The sequence below is a fragment of the Bosea sp. 124 genome, from assembly GCF_003046175.1.
GTDB lineage: Bacteria > Pseudomonadota > Alphaproteobacteria > Rhizobiales > Beijerinckiaceae > Allobosea.
Window position 1 is genome coordinate 80,803 of the sequence record NZ_PZZM01000001.1, and the last position, 17,724, is coordinate 98,526.

Below are 17,724 nucleotides of genomic sequence, written 5' to 3' on the forward strand. Positions count from 1 at the left end.
GGCCGCCATGTCAGAGACCGCAGCGACGACCCATCCCCATCCGATCGAGATCGCCGACGCCAAACGCCGCATCAAGGCGATCTTCGTCGGTTCCGTCGGCAATCTCGTCGAATGGTACGACTTCTACGCCTACACCGCCTTCTCGCTCTATTTCGCGCCGGCCTTCTTCCCCTCGAGCGATCCCGTCGTGCAGCAACTCAACGCCGCGACGCTGTTCGCCGCCGGCTTCATCGTGCGCCCGCTCGGCGGCTGGCTCTTCGGCCATCTCGCCGATCGCTACGGGCGGCGCCTGTCGCTGACGATCTCGGTGCTGATGATGTGCTTCGGCTCGCTGATCATCGCGCTGACCCCGACCTATGCCACGATCGGCTTCGCGGCCCCCGCCCTGCTCGCGCTGGCGCGCATCATCGAGGGGCTGAGCCTCGGCGGCGAGTATGGAGCCAGCGCGACCTACCTCTCCGAGATCGCGGACCCCGAGCATCGCGGCTTCTATTCCAGCTTCCAGTACGTCACGCTGATCGGCGGACAGCTCACCGCCATTCTCGTCCTGCTGCTGCTGCAGAACGTGTTCCTGACGCATGAGCAGCTCGTCGCCTGGGGCTGGCGCATTCCCTTCGTCATCGGCGCACTGCTGGCGATCACCGCCATGTTCATGCGCCGGCACATGCACGAGACCGAGTCCTTCACCGAAGCGAACAAGAACCCAGTGAAGCGCGAGAGCTCGATCCGCGGCCTGATGCGCTATCCCCGCGAGATCGCGATCGTGGTCGGGCTGACGGCGGGCGGCACGGCCGCCTTCTACACCTTCACCACCTATATGCAGACCTTCGTGCGCCAGACGGCCGGCTTCTCCGACATCACCACGACCTATATCATCGCCGGCTCGCTGATCTTTGCCGCCGTGCTGCAGCCGATCTATGGCGCGATCTCCGACAGGATCGGCCGCAAGCCGATGCTGATCTTCTTCGGTGTCGCGGGAACGCTGCTGACCGTGCCGCTGCTGACCACGCTCGCGGGGACGAAATCGCCTTGGATGGCCTTCCTGCTGATTTCAGGCGCCTGGATCTTCGTCGCCGGCTACACCTCGATCAACGCCGTGGTGAAAGCCGAACTGTTCCCGACCTCGATCCGCGCCACCGGCATCGCCGTGCCTTATGCGGTCACAGTCTCGGTCTTCGGCGGCACGGCTCCGGCGATCGCGCTCTGGTTCAAGCAACAGGGGCACGAGCAGTATTTCTTCTACTATCTCGCCGGCGTGATCTTCATCTCGCTTTTGGTCTATTCAACGATGCGCGACACCAAACACGACTCGGCGATGCATCGGCACGATTGAGGACGCAGACTGAACCGCGACGTCATGGTCGGGCTTGACCCGACCATCTCTGAAACCAGTGTCATCTGGTCACGAGATTCTCGGGTCGCTGCTTCGCAGCGCCCGAGAATGATGGGAAAAATCAGGCCGCTTCGCCCGCCAGACGCTTCAGCGCCTTCGCGCGGCCGATCAGCGGCAGCAGGGCCGCCAGCTCAGGGCCATGGTCCTGCCCGGTCAGGGCCTGGCGCAGCGGCATGAACAGGGCCTTGCCCTTGGCGCCGGTCGCAGCCGAGACCGCAGCGGTCCAGCTCTTCCATGTCGTCGCGTCGAAGGGCTCGGACGGCAGCACGGCGGCAGCGGCCTCAGCGAAGGCGGGATCGGCGATCACCGGCGCGAGCGGGCCGCGCACCACCTCGTCCCAGATGCGCACCTCGTCGAATCTGGCAAGATTGCCCCGGATCGCGAGCCAGAAGGCCTCGCCTCCCTCGACGCCGACATCGGTCAGGCGGCCGGCGACCGCCTCATGGGGAAGCTGATGCAGCGTGCGGGCGCTCAGCGTCTCGAGGTCGTGCTCGTCGAACTTCGCCGGAGCGCGCGAGACATGGGCGAGATCGACCAGATTGGCCAGTTCGTCGAGGCTGGCGACGGGCCGCACCGCATCCGACGAACCGGTCAGGACGGCAAGAGCTGCGACCGCGAGCGGCTCGACGCCGGCCTCGCGCAGGCCGCGCAGCGAGAGATGGCCGAGGCGCTTGGAGAGCCCCTCGCCGCTTGCGGTGGTCAGCAGGTTATGGTGGCCGAAGGCGGGAAGCGCCGCACCCAGCGCCTCGAAGATCTGGATATGGACCGCCGTGTTGGTGACATGGTCCTCGCCGCGGATGATGTGGGTCACGCCCGTCGCAGCATCGTCGACCACCGAAGGCAGATGGTAGAGATAGCTGCCGTCCTCACGGATCAGCACCTGGTCCGACAGCGAGGCGCAATCGACATGGGCGTCGCCGCGGATCAGATCTTTCCAGGCGACGATGCGCGGCTCGAGCAGGAAACGCCAATGCGGTTTGCGCCCTTCCGCTTCCAGCTCCGCCTTGTCCTCGGCGGTCAGCTTCAGCGCGGCGCGGTCGTAGATCGGCGGCAGGCCGCGCGCGAGCTGGCGCTTGCGGCGGCGGTCGAGTTCGTCGGCGGTCTCGTAGCAGGGATAGAGCCGCCCCGCCGCACGCAGGCGCTCCGCCGCCTCGTCATAAAGCGCAAGCCGCTGCGACTGGCTGATCACGGCGTCGGGCACGATGCCGAGCCAGGCGAGGTCCTCGGCGATGGCCTCGGCGAATTCGGGCTTCGAGCGGGCCAGATCAGTGTCGTCATAGCGCAGCATGAAGCGGCCGCCATGGCGGCGCGCGAACAGCCCGTTGAACAGCGCCGAGCGGGCGTTGCCGATATGCAGATAGCCCGTGGGCGACGGGGCGAAGCGCAGAAGAGGCGATGCGGTCATGGCGGGGCTTATGGCGCTTTTGCCCCGGCCGGACAATCGCTGCTTGCGGTTCGCGGGCGTGAGGCTGCGCATGACCGCCCGATCTGCGCCTCGCCACCCGTGTTGCAACGCAACAGGTTTCGCAGCTAGAAGGGGTCATTCGAATGGACCCGGTGCAAATCCGGGTGGCTCTTCCGGCCGCCGATCCGCCGGACAACCCAAATGTCGATCAAGCTCGATCCTGCCCCTTTGCGCAGGCGCTGATTGCTCGTGGGTTCTTCAATGTCAAAATTGGCTTCCTACCGCCGCGAATGGTTCTCCAACATCCGGGCCGACATCCTGTCCGGCATCGTCGTCGCCCTGGCCCTGATCCCGGAGGCGATCGGCTTCTCGGTCATCGCCGGCGTCGATCCGAAGGTCGGGCTCTATGCCTCCTTCGCGATCGCCTGCGTCTCCGCCTTCGTCGGCGGCCGCCCCGGCATGATCTCGGCTGCGACTGCAGCCACGGCGGTCCTGATGGTCACGCTCGTCAAGGAACACGGCCTTCAATATCTGTTCGCGGCAACGATCCTGATGGGGCTGATCCAGATCGGCGCCGGTGCGCTCAGGCTCGGGCGCCTGATGAGCTTCGTCTCGCGCTCGGTCATCACCGGCTTCGTGAATGCGCTCGCGATCCTGATCTTCATGGCGCAGTTGCCCGAACTGATCGGCGTGCCGACGCTGACCTATGCTATGATCGCGGGCGGCCTCGCGATCATCTATCTCCTGCCCTATCTGACCAAGGCCATCCCCTCGCCGCTCGTCGCCATCGCCGTTCTGACGGCGCTCGCATGGGGCTTCGGGCTGAACCTGCGGACGGTCGGCGATCTCGGCGAATTGCCCTCGACGCTGCCCGTCTTCGCCCTGCCGCAGGTGCCGCTGAACCTCGAGACGCTGAAGATCATCTTCCCCTATTCGGTCGCGCTGGCCGCGGTCGGCCTGCTCGAATCGCTGCTGACGGCTCAGATCGTCGACGACATGACTGAGACGACGAGCAACAAGAGCCAGGAATGCTACGGACAGGGCGCTGGCAACATCGCCTCGGCGCTGATCGGCGGCATGGGCGGCTGCGCCATGATCGGCCAGTCCGTGATCAATGTGACCTCGGGCGGGCGCGGCCGGCTCTCGACTTTCGTCGCCGGCGCCTTCCTGCTGTTCCTGATCGTGGTGCTCGACGATCTCGTGCGGATCATCCCGATGGCCGCCCTCGTCGCCGTGATGATCATGGTGTCGATCGGCACCTTCTCGTGGCGATCGGTGCTCGATCTCCGGCGCAACCCGCTGCCGTCATCGATCGTCATGGTCGCGACCGTCGTCACCGTGGTCGCCACCCACGACCTTGCCAAGGGCGTGCTCGTCGGCGTGCTGTTGTCGGGCGTGTTCTTCGCGGGCAAGGTCGCGCGGCTCGTCGCCGTCGAGAAGCTTGCCAGCCCCGACGGGAAGGCTTGCGACTATATCGTCCGCGGCCAGATCTTCTTCGCCTCGACAGAAAGCTTCCTCGCAGGCTTTGGCTTCGACGAGCGACCGGAGCGCGTCACGATCGACCTGACCCATGCGCATTTCTGGGATATTTCGGCGATCGGCGCGCTCGACAAGGCGGTTCTCCGGTTCCGCCGGAACGGCGCGGAGGTCAGCGTGCTCGGTCTCAACGAGGCCAGCGCCACGATGGTCGACCGCTTCGGGCAGCACGACAAGGCCGATGCCGGCACCGCGGCGGTGCATTGAGAGCGACGGCGCCCGCAGCCGTCAGAAGTCGAAGCTCTCGCCGCCGCCGCGACCGACGCCCTTGACCAGCGCCGCATCGGGGCTGTGGGCGGCCTCGCCCTTATCGGAAAAGCCGTTGACGATCGGATAGCGCCGGTCGCGACTGAGGTTGCGGCTGGTGATCTTTACCCCCGGCGCGGCCTGGCGGCGCTTGTACTCGGCGCGATGAAGCAAGCGCTCGACCGACAGCACCGTCTCGCGATCCTGCCCGCCTGCTATGATGTCGGCGACGCGCTGCTCGCGCTCGATCAGGGCAAGCAGGATCGCGTCGAGCACCTCGTAAGGCGGCAGGGTATCCTGATCGGCCTGGTCCTCGTGCAATTCGGCGCTGGGCGGCCGGGTCAGGATCGCTTCGGGGACGACGATGCCGTCCGGCCCCTGCGCGCCGGCCGGTTTCCAGCGGTTGCGCAGCGCGGCGAGCCGGAAGACGTCGGTCTTGTAGAGGTCCTTGATCGGGTTGAAGCCGCCATTCATGTCGCCGTAGAGCGTGGCGTAGCCGCAGGACACCTCCGACTTGTTGCCGGTCGTGACCAGCATCCAGCCGAACTTGTTGGAGAGCGCCATCAGGAGTGTCCCGCGTGTACGGCTCTGCAAATTCTCCTCGGTGACATCCGGCGAGCGGCCGGAGAACAAGCCCGCCAATGCGGCATCGAAGGCCTCGACCGCCCCCGCGATCGGCACGGTCTCGTAGCGGACACCGAGCGCAGCCGCGCAGGCTTGCGCATCGGCCAGGCTCCGCGGCGCGGTGAAGCGCGATGGCATCATCACGCAGGTGACGCGATCAGCCCCGAGCGCATCGACCGCCATCGCGGCGCAGAGCGCGGAATCGATGCCGCCCGACAGGCCCAGCACGACGCCGGGGAACCCCGTCTTGCCGACATAGTCGCGCAGGCCGAGCACGCAGGCGGCGTAATCGGCCTCGTCCGCGGCCTCGACCGCAGCGACCGCGCCCGGCCGGCAGAGCCAGCGCCCCGCCTCGCGCACCCAATCCGTCACGACGAGCGCCTCGTGGAAGGCGGGAAGCTGATGCGTCAGGTTGCGTGCGGCATCGAGCACGAAGGAGGCACCGTCGAAGACGAGTTCGTCCTGGCCGCCGACCTGGTTGAGATAGACCAGCGGCAAGCCGGATTCGACGACGCGCGCGACTGAAACATTCACGCGCTCGTCGCCAACGCCGCGCCGGAAGGGCGAGCCGTTCGGAGCCAGCAGGATTTCCGCCCCGGTCTCGGCGAGGCACTCGACGACCTCCTCCCCCCAGATGTCCTCGCAGATCGGCAGGCCGAGGCGAACCAACCCGCGAAACACCACAGGGCCAGGCAGCGGCCCCGGCGCGAAGACGCGCGCCTCGTCGAAGACGCCGTAATCCGGCAAGGCGACCTTGAAGCGGACCGACTGGATGACGCCGCCGTCGAGCAGCGCATAGGCGTTGTAGAGCTGGCCGCCCTCCGCCCAGGGCAGGCCGAGCAGAAGGGCCGGGCCGCCATCGACGGTCTCGCGCGCCAAGTCCTCGCAGGCCCTGCGGCAGGCGTCCTGGAACGCCGGCTTCAGCACGAGGTCTTCCGGCGGATAGCCGCACAGGAACAGCTCCGGGAACATCACGAGATCGGCGCCCGCCTCCCCGGCCCGGTGGCGGGCATCCCGCACCTGTCGGGCGTTGGCAGCGACGTCGCCGACAGTCGGGTTCGATTGCGCGAGGGCAAGGCGGAAGGAGGTCGCGGTCATGGCGGGGCTGTAGCGCGGCCGGCCGGGGCGGGCAACGGCGACGACAGCGGCCCCGTGAACGATCTCGCCGCGGCTTAACCCGGCGTTAGGGTTAATCCCGCATGAATCAGCGACGAGCCGCTCTTGCACGACTGCCGGCCGCCGTTCGGAGAAGCGATCATGCGTACCCGCCAGATCACCGCGATGGGCCAAGGCACCTTGGTCGCCTGCGCCCTCGCCGCCTGCACCCTTGGTGCGATGACGGCCGCCAGAGCCGCCGACTACCCCGTGCTGCGCGGCTCGCAGATCGAAGACGCGCCCCCCGCGCCGGAATATTTCGACGGCAAGGCGAACTGGTCCGGATTCTTTGTCGGCGGCGGCGCCGGCGTCTCCTCCACCAAGTTCGAACCCGGCAACGGCCTGCAGAATCTGGCGAATTTCGCCTTCCGGAACACGCTGCTCGGCAGCGAGGCCAATATGGGATCGCTGGTCAGCAACCTGCCTTCCAAGCGCGACAGCGGATCGACCTTCTTCGGCTTCACCGGCTACAATTTCGCCTTCGGCGACGCGATCATCGGTCTCGAAGTCGATTACACGCGCGCGAACCACGAATACCTGGTCAGCGATTTTATTGGCCGGCGCTTCACGACCTCGGACGCCACCGTCAACGACTTCTCGCTCACGACCCGGCAGGGCGCCGAACTGCTCGACTATGCGACCGCGCGCATCCGGATGGGCTGGGCCTATGGACGGATCATGCCTTATGCAACGATCGGCGGCGCCGTCGGGCGATTCAACACGACCTCGACCATCGACGCGACCTGGCGTTTCACGCGCACGAACCCGGTTACCGGCGTGATCGAGAACAACGTCGTCGCGGCAGGCTATCCGCTTCGGGTCGGCGAGACCAAGCAGAACGTCTACGGCTTCGGCCTGGCCGCCGGCGCCGGCATCGACATGGCGTTGACCGACAACCTGTTCCTGCGCGCTGAATACCAGATCATCCGCTTCGCCGATGTCGAGGGAACCACGACGACGGTCAATACCGGACGCGTCGCCGCCGCCCTGAAATTCTGACCGCAGCCTTCCAGTCTTCCAGAACGAAAAAAGCCGGGGCAACCGCCCCGGCTTTTTGCTTTTCGCGGCGAAGACCGCCTGTTCCTACTCGGCCGCCTCGACCTCCGGCCGCGCCCGGCCGGAGCGCTCGCGCTTGACCAGCTCGGCGACGAGGAAGGCGAGTTCGAGCGCCTGCTCGGCGTTGAGGCGCGGGTCGCAGACCGTGTGATAGCGGTCGTTCAGATCCGCATCGGTCATGCCACGCGCGCCGCCGGTGCATTCGGTGACGTTCTTGCCCGTCATCTCGAGGTGCAGGCCGCCGGCATGGGTGCCCTCGGCCTGGTGCACGGAGAAGAAGTTCTTCACCTCGGTCATGATCAGGTCGAAGGGCCGGGTCTTGTATCCGCTGGCCGCCTTGACCGTATTGCCGTGCATCGGGTCGCAGGACCAGACGACGTTGCGCCCTTCCCGCTTGGTCGCACGCACAAGCGCCGGCAGGTTGTCGAAAACCTTGTCGGCGCCGAAGCGGGCGATCAACGTCAGGCGGCCCGGCTGGTTTTGCGGATCGAGCACCTCGATCAGCTTCATCAGCCCGTCCGCCGTCATCGACGGCCCACATTTCAGGCCGATCGGGTTGCGGATGCCGCGGAAGAACTCGACATGGGCGTGATCGAGCTGGCGCGTGCGGTCGCCGATCCAGATCATGTGGCCCGAGGTGTCGTACCACTCGCCCGTGGTCGAGTCGGTGCGGGTCATCGCCTGTTCGTAGCCGAGCAGAAGCGCCTCGTGGCTAGTGTAGAAATCCGTGGTCCGCATTTCGGGATGCGTCTCCGGATCGATGCCGATGGCGCGCATGAAATCGAGCGCCTCGGTGATGCGCTCGGCCACCTCATTGTAGCGCGAAGAGGCCGGCGCATCCTTGATGAAGCCGAGCATCCAGCGATGGGCGTTGTCGAGATTGGCGTAGCCGCCCGTCGCGAAGGCACGGATCAGGTTCAGGGTCGCTGCCGATTGGCGATAAGCCTCGAGCTGGCGGCGCGGATCGGGGATGCGCGCCTCCGCCGTGAACTCGTTGTCGTTGACGATGTCGCCCTTGTAGCTCGGCAGTTCGACGCCACCGATCGTCTCGGTGGGGGCCGAGCGCGGCTTGGCGAACTGGCCGGCGATACGCCCGACCTTCACCACGGGCGAGCCGCCGGCAAAGGTCAGCACCACCGCCATCTGCAGGAAGAGCCGAAAGAAATCGCGGATGTTGTCGGCGGAATGCTCGGCGAAGCTCTCGGCGCAATCGCCGCCCTGCAACAGGAAGGCCTCGCCGGCCGCAACCTTGCCCAACGCCCGTTTGAGCTTGCGCGCCTCGCCTGCAAAAACGAGCGGCGGAAAGCCGGCGAGCTGCTGCTCGACCGCCCTCAGGGCTGCCTGGTCCGGATAATCCGGAATCTGCTGGACGGGCTTTGCCCTCCAGCTCTCGGGCGTCCACCGCTCCGACATGGGTCCTGCTCCTGACTTGAAACCGCGCTGGTTAACCTCTTTGAAGCGCGAAGGCGGGCCTATACACCCTGGGCGCGGCGAAGGCCACCGTGCCGATCACGCGCCCCGCGCCATGCAGGCCTGCGTTCATGTTTAGCGAATCCTGAATCGTTTCAAGGCGCTGCGGGCGTCGGCTCGCAAACCGATTCCAATCGATGAGAAAGCGATTCAATCGGGTCAGACGGCGATTCAACGCGTTCGGACTTTGAATCCATCGAGGCTGGCGGATCCCGCCGAATGGCTCAGGCCGGCTCGATATCGCTACGCCCGAAATCATCGCCCTTGAACAGCAGTGTGGCCTTGAGATTCTTGGCGGTCGCGTAGGAGAAACAGTCGCCGAGATTGAGGATGCCGGGGCGACCACCGCCGATGCCGTAACGCTCGGCGGCCTCGACCGCGAGAGCGGTGATCGCCATGTCGGGTGCGACGGGCTCAATCGCGGCGACCCTCATAAATTCGTCCACCAGACGTAAGCCCAGCCTTCGATCGCAATTCTTCAGGCGAGCCACCGCACATGCGGCCTCCCAAACGGTGACCGTCGATGCAAAACGCTGCCGCGGCGGCCATCGGCCGAGCCGTTGCGACAGAGCACCGCCGTCAGGCTCCGGCATCAGCATCGCCACGAGGGCGGAAGCGTCGATGACGATCAAAGCTCGCGGCTCTCGCCGCTCAGCTCATCATAGAAGGCGCGGTCCGCCGGTAGCCCGCTATCGGGCATCGCGGCCAACTTCGCATGGATCGGCGCGAGCTTTTCCCACAGCGTCGGCTCGGCAGCCTCGCGCTCGTCCTTTTCGCGCAGCGCCTCGTGGACGATCTCGGTCAAGCCCTTGCCGTGCTTGCTGGCAAGCTTGCGGGCCAATGCCTCGACCTCGTCGTTCTTGATGCTGATGCCCATGGAAGCACCCCATTCTAGATACGTCTCTCAGTATTCTAGAATACGCTCGGTAGGACCTCAACGCAATCGCCCGCCTTACCCCGCCCGCGGCGTCCGCATGGTCACGAGCTCTTCGGCCGCGCTCGGATGCAGAGCGATGGTGCGGTCGAAATCGGCCTTGGTCGCGCCCATGGTGACGGCGATGGCGACGGCCTGGATGATCTCGCCGGCATCATGGCCGAGGATGTGGACGCCGAGCACCTTGTCGGTCTTCGCATCGACGACGAGCTTCATGTAGATGCGCTCCGCCCGGCCCGAGATCGTCGCCTTCATCGGGCGGAAGGCCGATTCGAAGATGCGCAGCTCGTGGCCGGCCGCGGCGGCCTGCACTTCCGACAGGCCGACGGTGCCGATCTCGGGCGTGGTGAACACGGCCGAGGCGATCAGCCCGTGGTCCATCTGCCAGGACTTGCCGCCGAAGACCGTGTCGGCGAAGGCATGCCCCTCGCGGATCGCCACGGGTGTCAGGTTGATCCGGTTGGTAACGTCGCCGACCGCATGGATCGAGGGCACGGTGCTGGCCGATCCGGCATCGACCACGACCTCGCCCAGCGAGCCGAGTTCGACGCCGGCTTCGGCGAGGCCGAGGCCGGCCGTGTTGGGGCGGCGGCCAGTCGCGACGAGCACGACGTCGGCATCGATCGGCGCGCCCTTGGCGCAATGGGCGCGGCGCGTTCCGTCTGAGAGAGCCTCGATGCGCTCGACCGTGCAGCCGAGGCGGAAGTGGATGCCGGCATGTTCGAGCGCGTCGCGCAGGCGGTTTCGGATATCCTCGTCGAAGCCGCGCAGGACGTTGTCGCCGCGATGCAGCACCGTAACCTCGACGCCGAGGCGCACGAACAGGCTGGCGAATTCAAGCGCGATATAGCCGCCGCCGACGACCAGCATCCGCTTCGGCAGGCTCGGGAGATGGAAGATCTCGTTCGAGGAGATGCCGAGTTCGCCGCCCGGGATCGGCGGATCGAAAGCAGGCCAGCCGCCGGTCGCGACCAGGATGTGCCGGGCGCGGATCGTCTCGCCGCTCCTGGCGAGGCGAAGGGTGTGGGCGTCGACGACCGTGGCGCGTTCCTCGCGGATCGCCACGCCGGCGCCGTCGAGCCCCTTGCGGTAGAGGCCCGAGAGACGCGTGACCTCGTTGGCGACGGCGTCGCGCAATGTCGGCCAGTCGAAACTTGGCTTGGCCACCGTCCAGCCGAAACCGGCGGCGTCCTCGACATCTTCGGCGAAGCGGCTGGCATAGACGAAGAGCTTCTTGGGGACGCAGCCGCGGATGACGCAGGTACCGCCGATGCGGTCCTCCTCAGCGATCATCACGCGGGCGCCATGCCCGGAAGCGATGCGCGCCGCGCGGGTGCCGCCGGAGCCTGCCCCGATGACGAAGAGATCGACGTCGAATTCAGCCATGATACCCTCTCACGCGTCGCGCCCTCGTTCGCTCGGGCTGACGCACAGCCATACGGCCGCAGCGGCAAGAGCCGCAATCCACCAGCCCTGCCAGGCGCCGTGCGCGACGGAGGCGATGGCGAAGGCGGAGGCCGCCAACGCCAGTCGCGGAGCCAGGTCACGCGTCGCCAGATGCCGCAGGCGATACAGGAAGGCGAGGCCGGCGAAGGCCAGCAGCGCGGCGCCGACCGCGCCCGTCTCGACCCAGGCCTGCATCGGCGCACTGTGAGGATGCCCGACCGCCAGCATCGGGCGGTGCGTGGGCGAGACCTCGCGCGCGACGGGATGCCGGTCCAGCGTCGAGGAGGTGCCGAAGCCCGAGCCCAGAAGCGGGCGCGCCATGATGGCCTCGCCGAAGCTCAGCCAGATGTCGGTTCGTTCGCGCGTATGCGAACTCGCGAGCTTTTCGTGCAGCGCCGGCGGCAAACTCGCATCGACGAGCCGGCCCGTGACCGGCGACAGCAGCATGGTCGTAGCGAAGCCCAGCGCAACGGCCGACAATGTCAGCCGCGGCAGAACCCGGGCCGCGAGCCAGGTGACCGCCATGATGGCGAGACCGAAGCTTGTGGCTCCGCTATCTGAATCCGAGGCGAGCGCGACGAGCGCGAGCAGGGCGAGGCCGGCGAGCAAACGGTCGCGCGGCATGGCGCCGGGGCGTAAAAGCCCCGGCAGCACGGCCGCCGTGAGGACGAGGCAGGTCAGGGCCGGGCGATTGAAAATGAAGCCCTGCTGCTTGCCGACGCCGAGCATGACCCGCAGCGAGAGATCGCTGGCCAGTTCGGCCATCATCAGGGCAGCCGCCGCGACGAGCGCCCATGCGAGCCCTCGATCCGCCGCGATGCCATGCCGGAACCGGCCACTTGCGACAATCGCCAGACCGCATCCCAGCGGCAAGACCATTTCGCCCCATGCGGCGAGCCCCGGGACCGGCCGATGGCTCCAGGCCAGGGTCACGAGCGACCAGGCGATGAAGGCGCAGAGGCAAAGCCCGACAGCGCCGCGCAGGTGCCCAAGCAGACGCGACAGCAGCGGGCGCCAGCCTTCCGCGACGATCGCCGCCGCGCCGAAGGAGACGGTGGCGAGGCCGAGGACGAGCGGGGCCGAACGATTGGCCAGCCACATCGCCAGCGGCATCAGGACAAGCAACGCCGTGCCCAGCGTCGCCAGCCGAGCAGAGAGGACAGGAGGCAGCGCGCCTTCGGCGGCAGGAACTCCGGGTCCGGGTGAGGCCGTTGTGCTCATCGTCCAGCGCTTACGCGATCATCTCGACAGCGGCCAGTGGCTTGTCGAGATCGCGCGCCATGGTCGTAGAACCAAAGGCCAAGAAGCCGAGGGCCGGGGTCGTTCCGGACGAAATCTCTTGACTCATGATTGTGCAATCATGCGCAATTGACGAGGACGCGCCCTGCCATCAGTGGCAGGCCGACGAACGAACAACGCGCAAAGAAGCCGCGTGCGGAGGAAATTCACATGCTCACATCCATCCTGAAGCGCGGCGCCATCGTGGCGGTCGCGGTGGCCGGTCTCTCGACGGCGGCCTTCGCCCAGCTCGAACTCAAGATCATGGCCCCGGCCTCGCCCGGCGGCGGCTGGGACGGCACGGCGCGATCGATGCAGCAGGCACTGACGGCCTCCGGCATCGCCAAGAGCGTGCAGGTAAACAACGTCACCGGCGCCGGCGGCACGATCGGCCTGGCGCAGTTGATCAACGCCAAGGGCGACGGTTCGCAGCTCATGGTCAACGGCTTCGTCATGGTGGGCGCGATCCTGCTCAACAAGTCGCCGGTGAACCTGTCGCAGACGACGCCGATCGCGCGCCTGACTGCCGAGGCGCTGGTTATCGTCGTGCCGACGGATTCTCCGATCAAGACCGCCAAGGACCTGGCCGAGCGCGTCAAGGCCGACCCGGCCAAGGTGACCTGGGCCGGCGGCTCGGCCGGCGGCGCCGACCACATCCTGGCCGCTCTCTTTGCCGAGGCTGCCGGCGGCGACGCCAAGAAGATCAACTACATCCCGTTCTCGGGCGGCGGCGAGGCCCTGGCTGCCATGCTCGGCGGGCGGGTGACCGCCGGCATTTCGGGCTATGGCGAGTTCGAGGGCCAGATCAAGGCGGGTAAGCTGCGCGTCCTCGGCGTCTCGTCCTCGGCGCGCCTCGCCAATGCGCCGGATGCTCCGACACTCAAGGAGGGCGGCGTCAATCTCGAACTGATGAACTGGCGCTCGGTCGTCGCTCCTCCCGGCCTCAGTGCCGAACAGACCAAGACGCTGTCGGACGCCATGTCCAAGCTGGTGAAGTCGAAGGAATGGGCCGAGATCCTGAAGGCTCGCGGCTGGGACGACGCCTATCTCGGCGGTGCCGAGTTCGAGGCCTTCATGAAGGCCGAGCAGGTGCGCGTCGCCAAGGTCATGACGGATGTCGGCCTCGTAAAGTAACGCCCTCGCATCAACGCGGGCAGAGGAAGGGGGCCGGGAGATCGGCCCCCTTCGCGCCTCGGCACCATTTTCCCTGAACGCAAAGCCAGACGACGGGAACGCCATGACGAACGAGAAACTGGCCCGCGGAGCCGACAGGCCCGCCCTTGTTGTCGGCGTCCTGCTGCTCGCGCTGGCAGGAATCGTCTATTACGACGCCTCGCAGCAGACGATCACCTCGAATTACGGTCTCGGACCGACGGCGATGCCCTATGTCGCCTGCATCGGGCTCGTCATACTGGGCCTGGCGCATCTCTTCGTCGCCTTCCGCGACGGCCTGCCCAGGCCGGAGGCCGCGGACAGGACGGCGCTGTTCTGGATCATCGGCGGCCTCATCGGCCTGATCGCCTGCATCGCGGCCGGCGCCGGCTTCGTCATCGCGATCACCATCCTCTTCGCCTGCACCGCGCGGGGCTTCGGCCGGCGCGCGCTGGCGGTGGATGCAGGCATCGGCTTCGGGCTCGGCCTCGTGATCTTCCTGGTCTTCGCCAAGCTCCTGACCCTGCTGCTGCCGGCCGGGCCTCTCGAACGCCTGTTCCTCTGAGGACCGCCGGCCATGGAAACCGCTCTCTCGCTTCTCAACGGCTTCAGCGTCGCGCTCGAACCGTCCAAGCTGCTGTTCTGCCTGATCGGCGTCTTCCTCGGCACCGCCGTCGGCGTGCTACCCGGCATCGGCCCGGCGCTGACTGTGGCGCTGTTGCTGCCGGTGACCTTCAAGCTCGACCCGGCGGGCTCGCTGATCATGTTCGCCGGCATCTATTACGGCGGCATGTATGGCGGCTCGACCACCGCGATCCTGCTGAACGCGCCGGGCGAGAGCGCCTCGCTCGCGACCGCGCTCGAAGGCTCGAAGATGGCCAAGGCCGGGCGCGGCGGCCCGGCGCTGGCGACGGCGGCGATCGGCTCCTTCGTCGCCGGATTGATCGCCACCTTCGGGTTGGCCTTCCTGGCCCCCTGGCTGGTCGAGGTCGCGATCAAGTTCGGTCCCTGGGACTATTTCGCGCTGATGATCGTCGCCTTCGTCACGGTCTCGGCGACCTTCGGGGATTCGCCCTTGCGCGGGCTGACCAGCCTGTTCCTCGGCATCACGCTCGGCCTCGTCGGCATCGACAAGCTGACCGGCCAGGCGCGCCTGACCTTCGGCGTGCCGGAACTGCTGAACGGCGTCGAGGTGACGACGCTGGCCGTCGGCCTGTTCGCGGTCGGCGAGGCGCTCTTCGTCGCCTCGAAGCGCTTCCGCGACCCTGAGGAGATCATCCCGATCAAGGGCTCGCTGTGGATGAGCAAGGAGGACTGGAAGCGCTCCTGGGCGCCGTGGCTGCGCGGCACCGCCTTCGGCTTCCCGATCGGCGCCCTGCCCGCCGGTGGCGCCGAGGTGCCGACCTTCCTGAGCTATTCGACCGAGAAGAAGCTCTGCAAATATCCGGAAGAATTCGGCAAGGGCGCGATCGAGGGCGTGGCGGGGCCGGAGGCGGCCAATAACGCGTCGGCCGCCGGCACGCTGGTGCCGCTGCTGACGCTCGGCCTGCCGACTTCCGCGACGGCGGCGATCATGCTGGCGGGCTTCCAGCAATACGGGCTCAATCCCGGACCGCTGCTCTTCGCCGAGAAGCCCGACCTGGTCTGGGGCCTGATCGCATCGCTGTTCATCGCCAACGTCATGCTGGTGATCCTGAACCTGCCGCTGATCGGGCTCTGGGTGAAGCTGCTCGCCGTGCCGCAGCCCTGGCTCTATGCCGGCATCCTGGTCTTCGCGACCATGGGCACTCTTGCCGTCAACGCCTCGCCGGTCGAGCTCGGCATGCTCTTCCTGTTCGGCTATCTCGGCTATCTGATGCGGCGCTACGACTATCCGGTCGCGCCGATGGTGGTCGGGCTGATTCTCGGGCCGATGGCCGAGGCGCAGCTCCGGCGCGCCCTCCAGATCAGCCTCGGCGATCCGATGATCTTGCTCGAGAACCCGATCTCGGCGACGCTGCTCGGGCTTGCCTTCATTGCGCTGGTCGCGCCCTTCGCGATGAAGGGGCTGAACAGGTTCAAGGCCGCCGAGGACTGAGGTCCGTCAGCGGCCGGGAACGATCCCGAGCCGGATCAGGCTCTCGCCCGTCGCGGCGAGCGCCTCGGCCGCCGGACGCGGCTCCCAGCCGAGCATGGCGCGGGCCTTGGCGCTGGAGGCATTCTTCCTGCGCCCCAGTTCCGGCGTCGCCGCCTGCCGGGCCGCCGCGCTGAAACGGGCGACGAGACGCACCAGCCAGTCCGGCAGCACGCGGGTCGAGACCTTGTCCGCGGCGGGCCCGAGCCGATCACGAAGCGCCTGCGCGATCTCCTGCATGGTCAGGAAGTCGCCGGCTGTCGCGATGAAGCGCTCGCCGGCGGCGGCCGGATCCGTCATCGCCCGCAGATGCAGATCGGCAACGTCGCGGACATCGACGACGCCGAACATCAGCCGGGGCAGTGCCGCGAGCCGGCCCTCGAGCATGCTCTTCACCAGCAGGATCGAGGCCGACATGTCGGGCCCGAGCAGCGGACCGAAGATGCCGACGGGGTTGATCACCACGAGCTCCAGGCTCGTGCCCTCCCCATCGACGAACTCCCAGGCGGCCCGCTCGGCCAGCGTCTTGGACTTCGGATAGGCAGCGAGGCCGGGCGCGGACGGGTCGGTCCAGTCGCTCTCCGCATAAGGCCGGCTCAGCGGCTTGCCATAGCCGATGGCGGCGAAGGAGGAGGTCAGGACCACGCGCTCGACACCGGCCGCATGGGCTGCCCGCAGCACCCGCAGCGTGCCCTCCCTTGCCGGGCGGATCAGCTCGTCCTCATGCTTCGGCGCGGCGGCCGAGAGCGGCGAGGCAACATGGAGGACATGGCGACAACCCGCCACGGCCTCGGCCCAGCCGGCATCGGCGGTGAGATCGGCCGTCACGATATCGAGACGCGCGCCGGGGTCGATGCCGGCGGAAGCCAGTGCGGCGCGAAGCCCGGCCTCCCGCTGCGGCGAACGCAAGGTGGTGCGGACCCGATGCCCCGCAGCCAGCAAGGCAAGGATGCAATGGCCGGCAAGGAAGCCGGAGCCGCCGGTAACGAGCACTGAACCAGTCTTCATGGGAACGCTCCGGCTCGACATCTCTTAGACGGCACAAGGCACTGACCGGCTCCGGCCCGCCATGGCGCCCGCGGAACGAAAGCAGCCGCCGGCGCTTGGCCCCGGCGGCTCCGTCATATCGGTCGCGTGCGAGACAGGCGTCTCAGATCAGAGCTGGTGGCCGCGCTTGCGCATTTCCTCGCTGAAGCGGTCGAACAGCAAATTGCTGGTCTGCAGGCTCCAGGGCTGGAGCAGCGCGAAAATCTCGTCGATCGCGCGCGGGCGCATCGCATTGTAGCGCTGCCCGACCGGCGATTTGAAGAAGGCCGCCACTTCCCTGAGATCGGCCTCGCTCATGCGCTTGGCGAAGATGTAGGCGGCAGAGGCGATGATCTCCTGGCGCTTCTTCTCGGCCTCGGGGCGGAGCTTCTCGATCACGTCTTCCATGTCCTTGCGGACCTCGGGACGCGTCGTGCCGACGGTCTGGCTGACGCGCTCACGGAACTCGAGATAGATCGCCTCGAAGGACTCGGCGAGGCCCGAGAGGATCACGACATCCCGGCCCGCCTCGAGATAAGACTGGGGAATGTCGGGCTGCGCCGGCTGCGCGGCGGTCTGGGCCTGTGCGGGCATGGCGCCAAGAAGCGCCAGGCTGACGGCCGCGCCGACGAAATGGTGACGGATCATGGCGTTGGCCCCTTCATCATGCGCCGGTTCGCGCATTCACAACTGGATCGCGGCCCGCGCCTGCCTGGCACATCAGCCGCCTGATCGTTTCGGTAACGCCCTGCCGGGCTCGACTCAACCCCGCCCCGCGACCGCATTGGCATCTCGCGGTCTCCATAGAGCATCGATGCGTAAAGTGGAAATCGGTTTTCGCCCGGGACGATGCGCGGCCCCGGCGACGTCATGTCCGCCAGCGGGCCGCG

At 67.3% G+C, this 17,724-nt stretch carries 15 protein-coding genes and 1 other annotated feature; of the genes, 6 read left to right on the forward strand and 9 right to left on the reverse strand.

Annotated elements, in window-relative coordinates:
- Positions 1-7: 7 nt before the first annotated feature.
- A complete protein-coding gene (locus C8D03_RS00420) occupies positions 8-1,333 on the forward strand; it encodes an MFS transporter (RefSeq protein WP_108044493.1) in 1,326 nt (441 codons plus the stop codon).
- A 121-nt stretch (positions 1,334-1,454) separates the two neighbouring features.
- On the opposite strand, the gene gltX is transcribed toward C8D03_RS00420, so the two are convergent.
- Entirely contained in the window at positions 1,455-2,798 is a 1,344-nt protein-coding gene (gene gltX, locus C8D03_RS00425; RefSeq protein ID WP_108044494.1) for a glutamate--tRNA ligase, read from the reverse strand.
- A 142-nt stretch (positions 2,799-2,940) separates the two neighbouring features.
- Positions 2,941-2,996, forward strand: a sequence feature (sul1 is cis-regulatory element that is thought to sense ions involved in sulfur or methionine metabolism; They are found in Alphaproteobacteria).
- 63 nt (positions 2,997-3,059) lie between these two features.
- Between gltX and C8D03_RS00430 the strand changes: the two genes are divergently transcribed.
- Positions 3,060-4,541 (forward strand): SulP family inorganic anion transporter, encoded by a 1,482-nt coding sequence (locus tag C8D03_RS00430; RefSeq protein ID WP_108044495.1) that lies wholly within the window; start codon positions 3,060-3,062, stop codon positions 4,539-4,541.
- Between the two features lie 21 nt (positions 4,542-4,562).
- Here the strand turns inward: C8D03_RS00430 and C8D03_RS00435 are convergent, their stop codons facing one another.
- Positions 4,563-6,302, reverse strand: coding sequence for an NAD+ synthase (locus C8D03_RS00435; RefSeq protein ID WP_108044496.1), 1,740 nt, complete (start codon positions 6,300-6,302; stop codon positions 4,563-4,565).
- Positions 6,303-6,461: 159 nt separating this feature from the next.
- On the opposite strand from C8D03_RS00435, the gene C8D03_RS00440 reads away from it, so the two are divergent.
- Positions 6,462-7,358 (forward strand): outer membrane protein, encoded by an 897-nt coding sequence (locus tag C8D03_RS00440; RefSeq protein ID WP_108044497.1) that lies wholly within the window; start codon positions 6,462-6,464, stop codon positions 7,356-7,358.
- A gap of 84 nt (positions 7,359-7,442) precedes the next feature.
- Here the strand turns inward: C8D03_RS00440 and C8D03_RS00445 are convergent, their stop codons facing one another.
- The 5 genes from C8D03_RS00445 to C8D03_RS00465 form a co-directional block, all read right to left on the reverse strand.
- Positions 7,443-8,828, reverse strand: a complete 1,386-nt coding sequence (locus C8D03_RS00445) for a class II 3-deoxy-7-phosphoheptulonate synthase (protein ID WP_108044498.1) — start codon at positions 8,826-8,828, stop codon at positions 7,443-7,445.
- Between the two features lie 281 nt (positions 8,829-9,109).
- Complete coding sequence (locus tag C8D03_RS00450; protein ID WP_108044499.1) at positions 9,110-9,517, reverse strand: type II toxin-antitoxin system VapC family toxin; 408 nt, start codon at positions 9,515-9,517, stop codon at positions 9,110-9,112.
- The gene (locus tag C8D03_RS00455; protein WP_108044500.1) at positions 9,514-9,762 is read right to left on the reverse strand and encodes a type II toxin-antitoxin system VapB family antitoxin; all 249 of its coding nucleotides are present in this window, start codon (positions 9,760-9,762) and stop codon (positions 9,514-9,516) included. Before C8D03_RS00455 ends, C8D03_RS00450 begins: the two co-directional genes overlap by 4 nt.
- Positions 9,763-9,837: 75 nt before the next feature.
- Positions 9,838-11,205 carry a glutathione-disulfide reductase gene (gene gor, locus C8D03_RS00460; RefSeq protein ID WP_108044501.1) on the reverse strand — a complete coding sequence of 456 codons (1,368 nt, stop codon included), beginning with the start codon at positions 11,203-11,205 and terminating at the stop codon, positions 9,838-9,840.
- A 9-nt stretch (positions 11,206-11,214) separates the two neighbouring features.
- Entirely contained in the window at positions 11,215-12,486 is a 1,272-nt protein-coding gene (locus C8D03_RS00465; protein WP_108044502.1) for an O-antigen ligase family protein, read from the reverse strand.
- 228 nt (positions 12,487-12,714) lie between these two features.
- On the opposite strand from C8D03_RS00465, the gene C8D03_RS00470 reads away from it, so the two are divergent.
- The 3 genes from C8D03_RS00470 to C8D03_RS00480 all read left to right on the forward strand — a co-directional run bounded on the left by C8D03_RS00470 (position 12,715) and on the right by C8D03_RS00480 (position 15,772).
- The gene (locus C8D03_RS00470) at positions 12,715-13,677 is read left to right on the forward strand and encodes a Bug family tripartite tricarboxylate transporter substrate binding protein (RefSeq protein WP_108044503.1); all 963 of its coding nucleotides are present in this window, start codon (positions 12,715-12,717) and stop codon (positions 13,675-13,677) included.
- Between the two features lie 103 nt (positions 13,678-13,780).
- Complete coding sequence (locus C8D03_RS00475; RefSeq protein ID WP_108044504.1) at positions 13,781-14,260, forward strand: tripartite tricarboxylate transporter TctB family protein; 480 nt, start codon at positions 13,781-13,783, stop codon at positions 14,258-14,260.
- A 12-nt stretch (positions 14,261-14,272) separates the two neighbouring features.
- Complete coding sequence (locus C8D03_RS00480; RefSeq protein ID WP_108044505.1) at positions 14,273-15,772, forward strand: tripartite tricarboxylate transporter permease; 1,500 nt, start codon at positions 14,273-14,275, stop codon at positions 15,770-15,772.
- A 6-nt stretch (positions 15,773-15,778) separates the two neighbouring features.
- Here C8D03_RS00480 and C8D03_RS00485 read toward each other — a convergent pair whose 3' ends face one another.
- Both C8D03_RS00485 and C8D03_RS00490 read right to left on the reverse strand, forming a co-directional pair.
- The gene (locus C8D03_RS00485) at positions 15,779-16,816 is read right to left on the reverse strand and encodes an SDR family oxidoreductase (RefSeq protein WP_108044506.1); all 1,038 of its coding nucleotides are present in this window, start codon (positions 16,814-16,816) and stop codon (positions 15,779-15,781) included.
- Between the two features lie 147 nt (positions 16,817-16,963).
- Positions 16,964-17,482: a DUF2059 domain-containing protein gene (locus tag C8D03_RS00490; RefSeq protein ID WP_181300561.1), complete on the reverse strand. Its 519-nt coding sequence runs from the start codon at positions 17,480-17,482 to the stop codon at positions 16,964-16,966.
- Positions 17,483-17,724 lie beyond the last annotated feature (242 nt).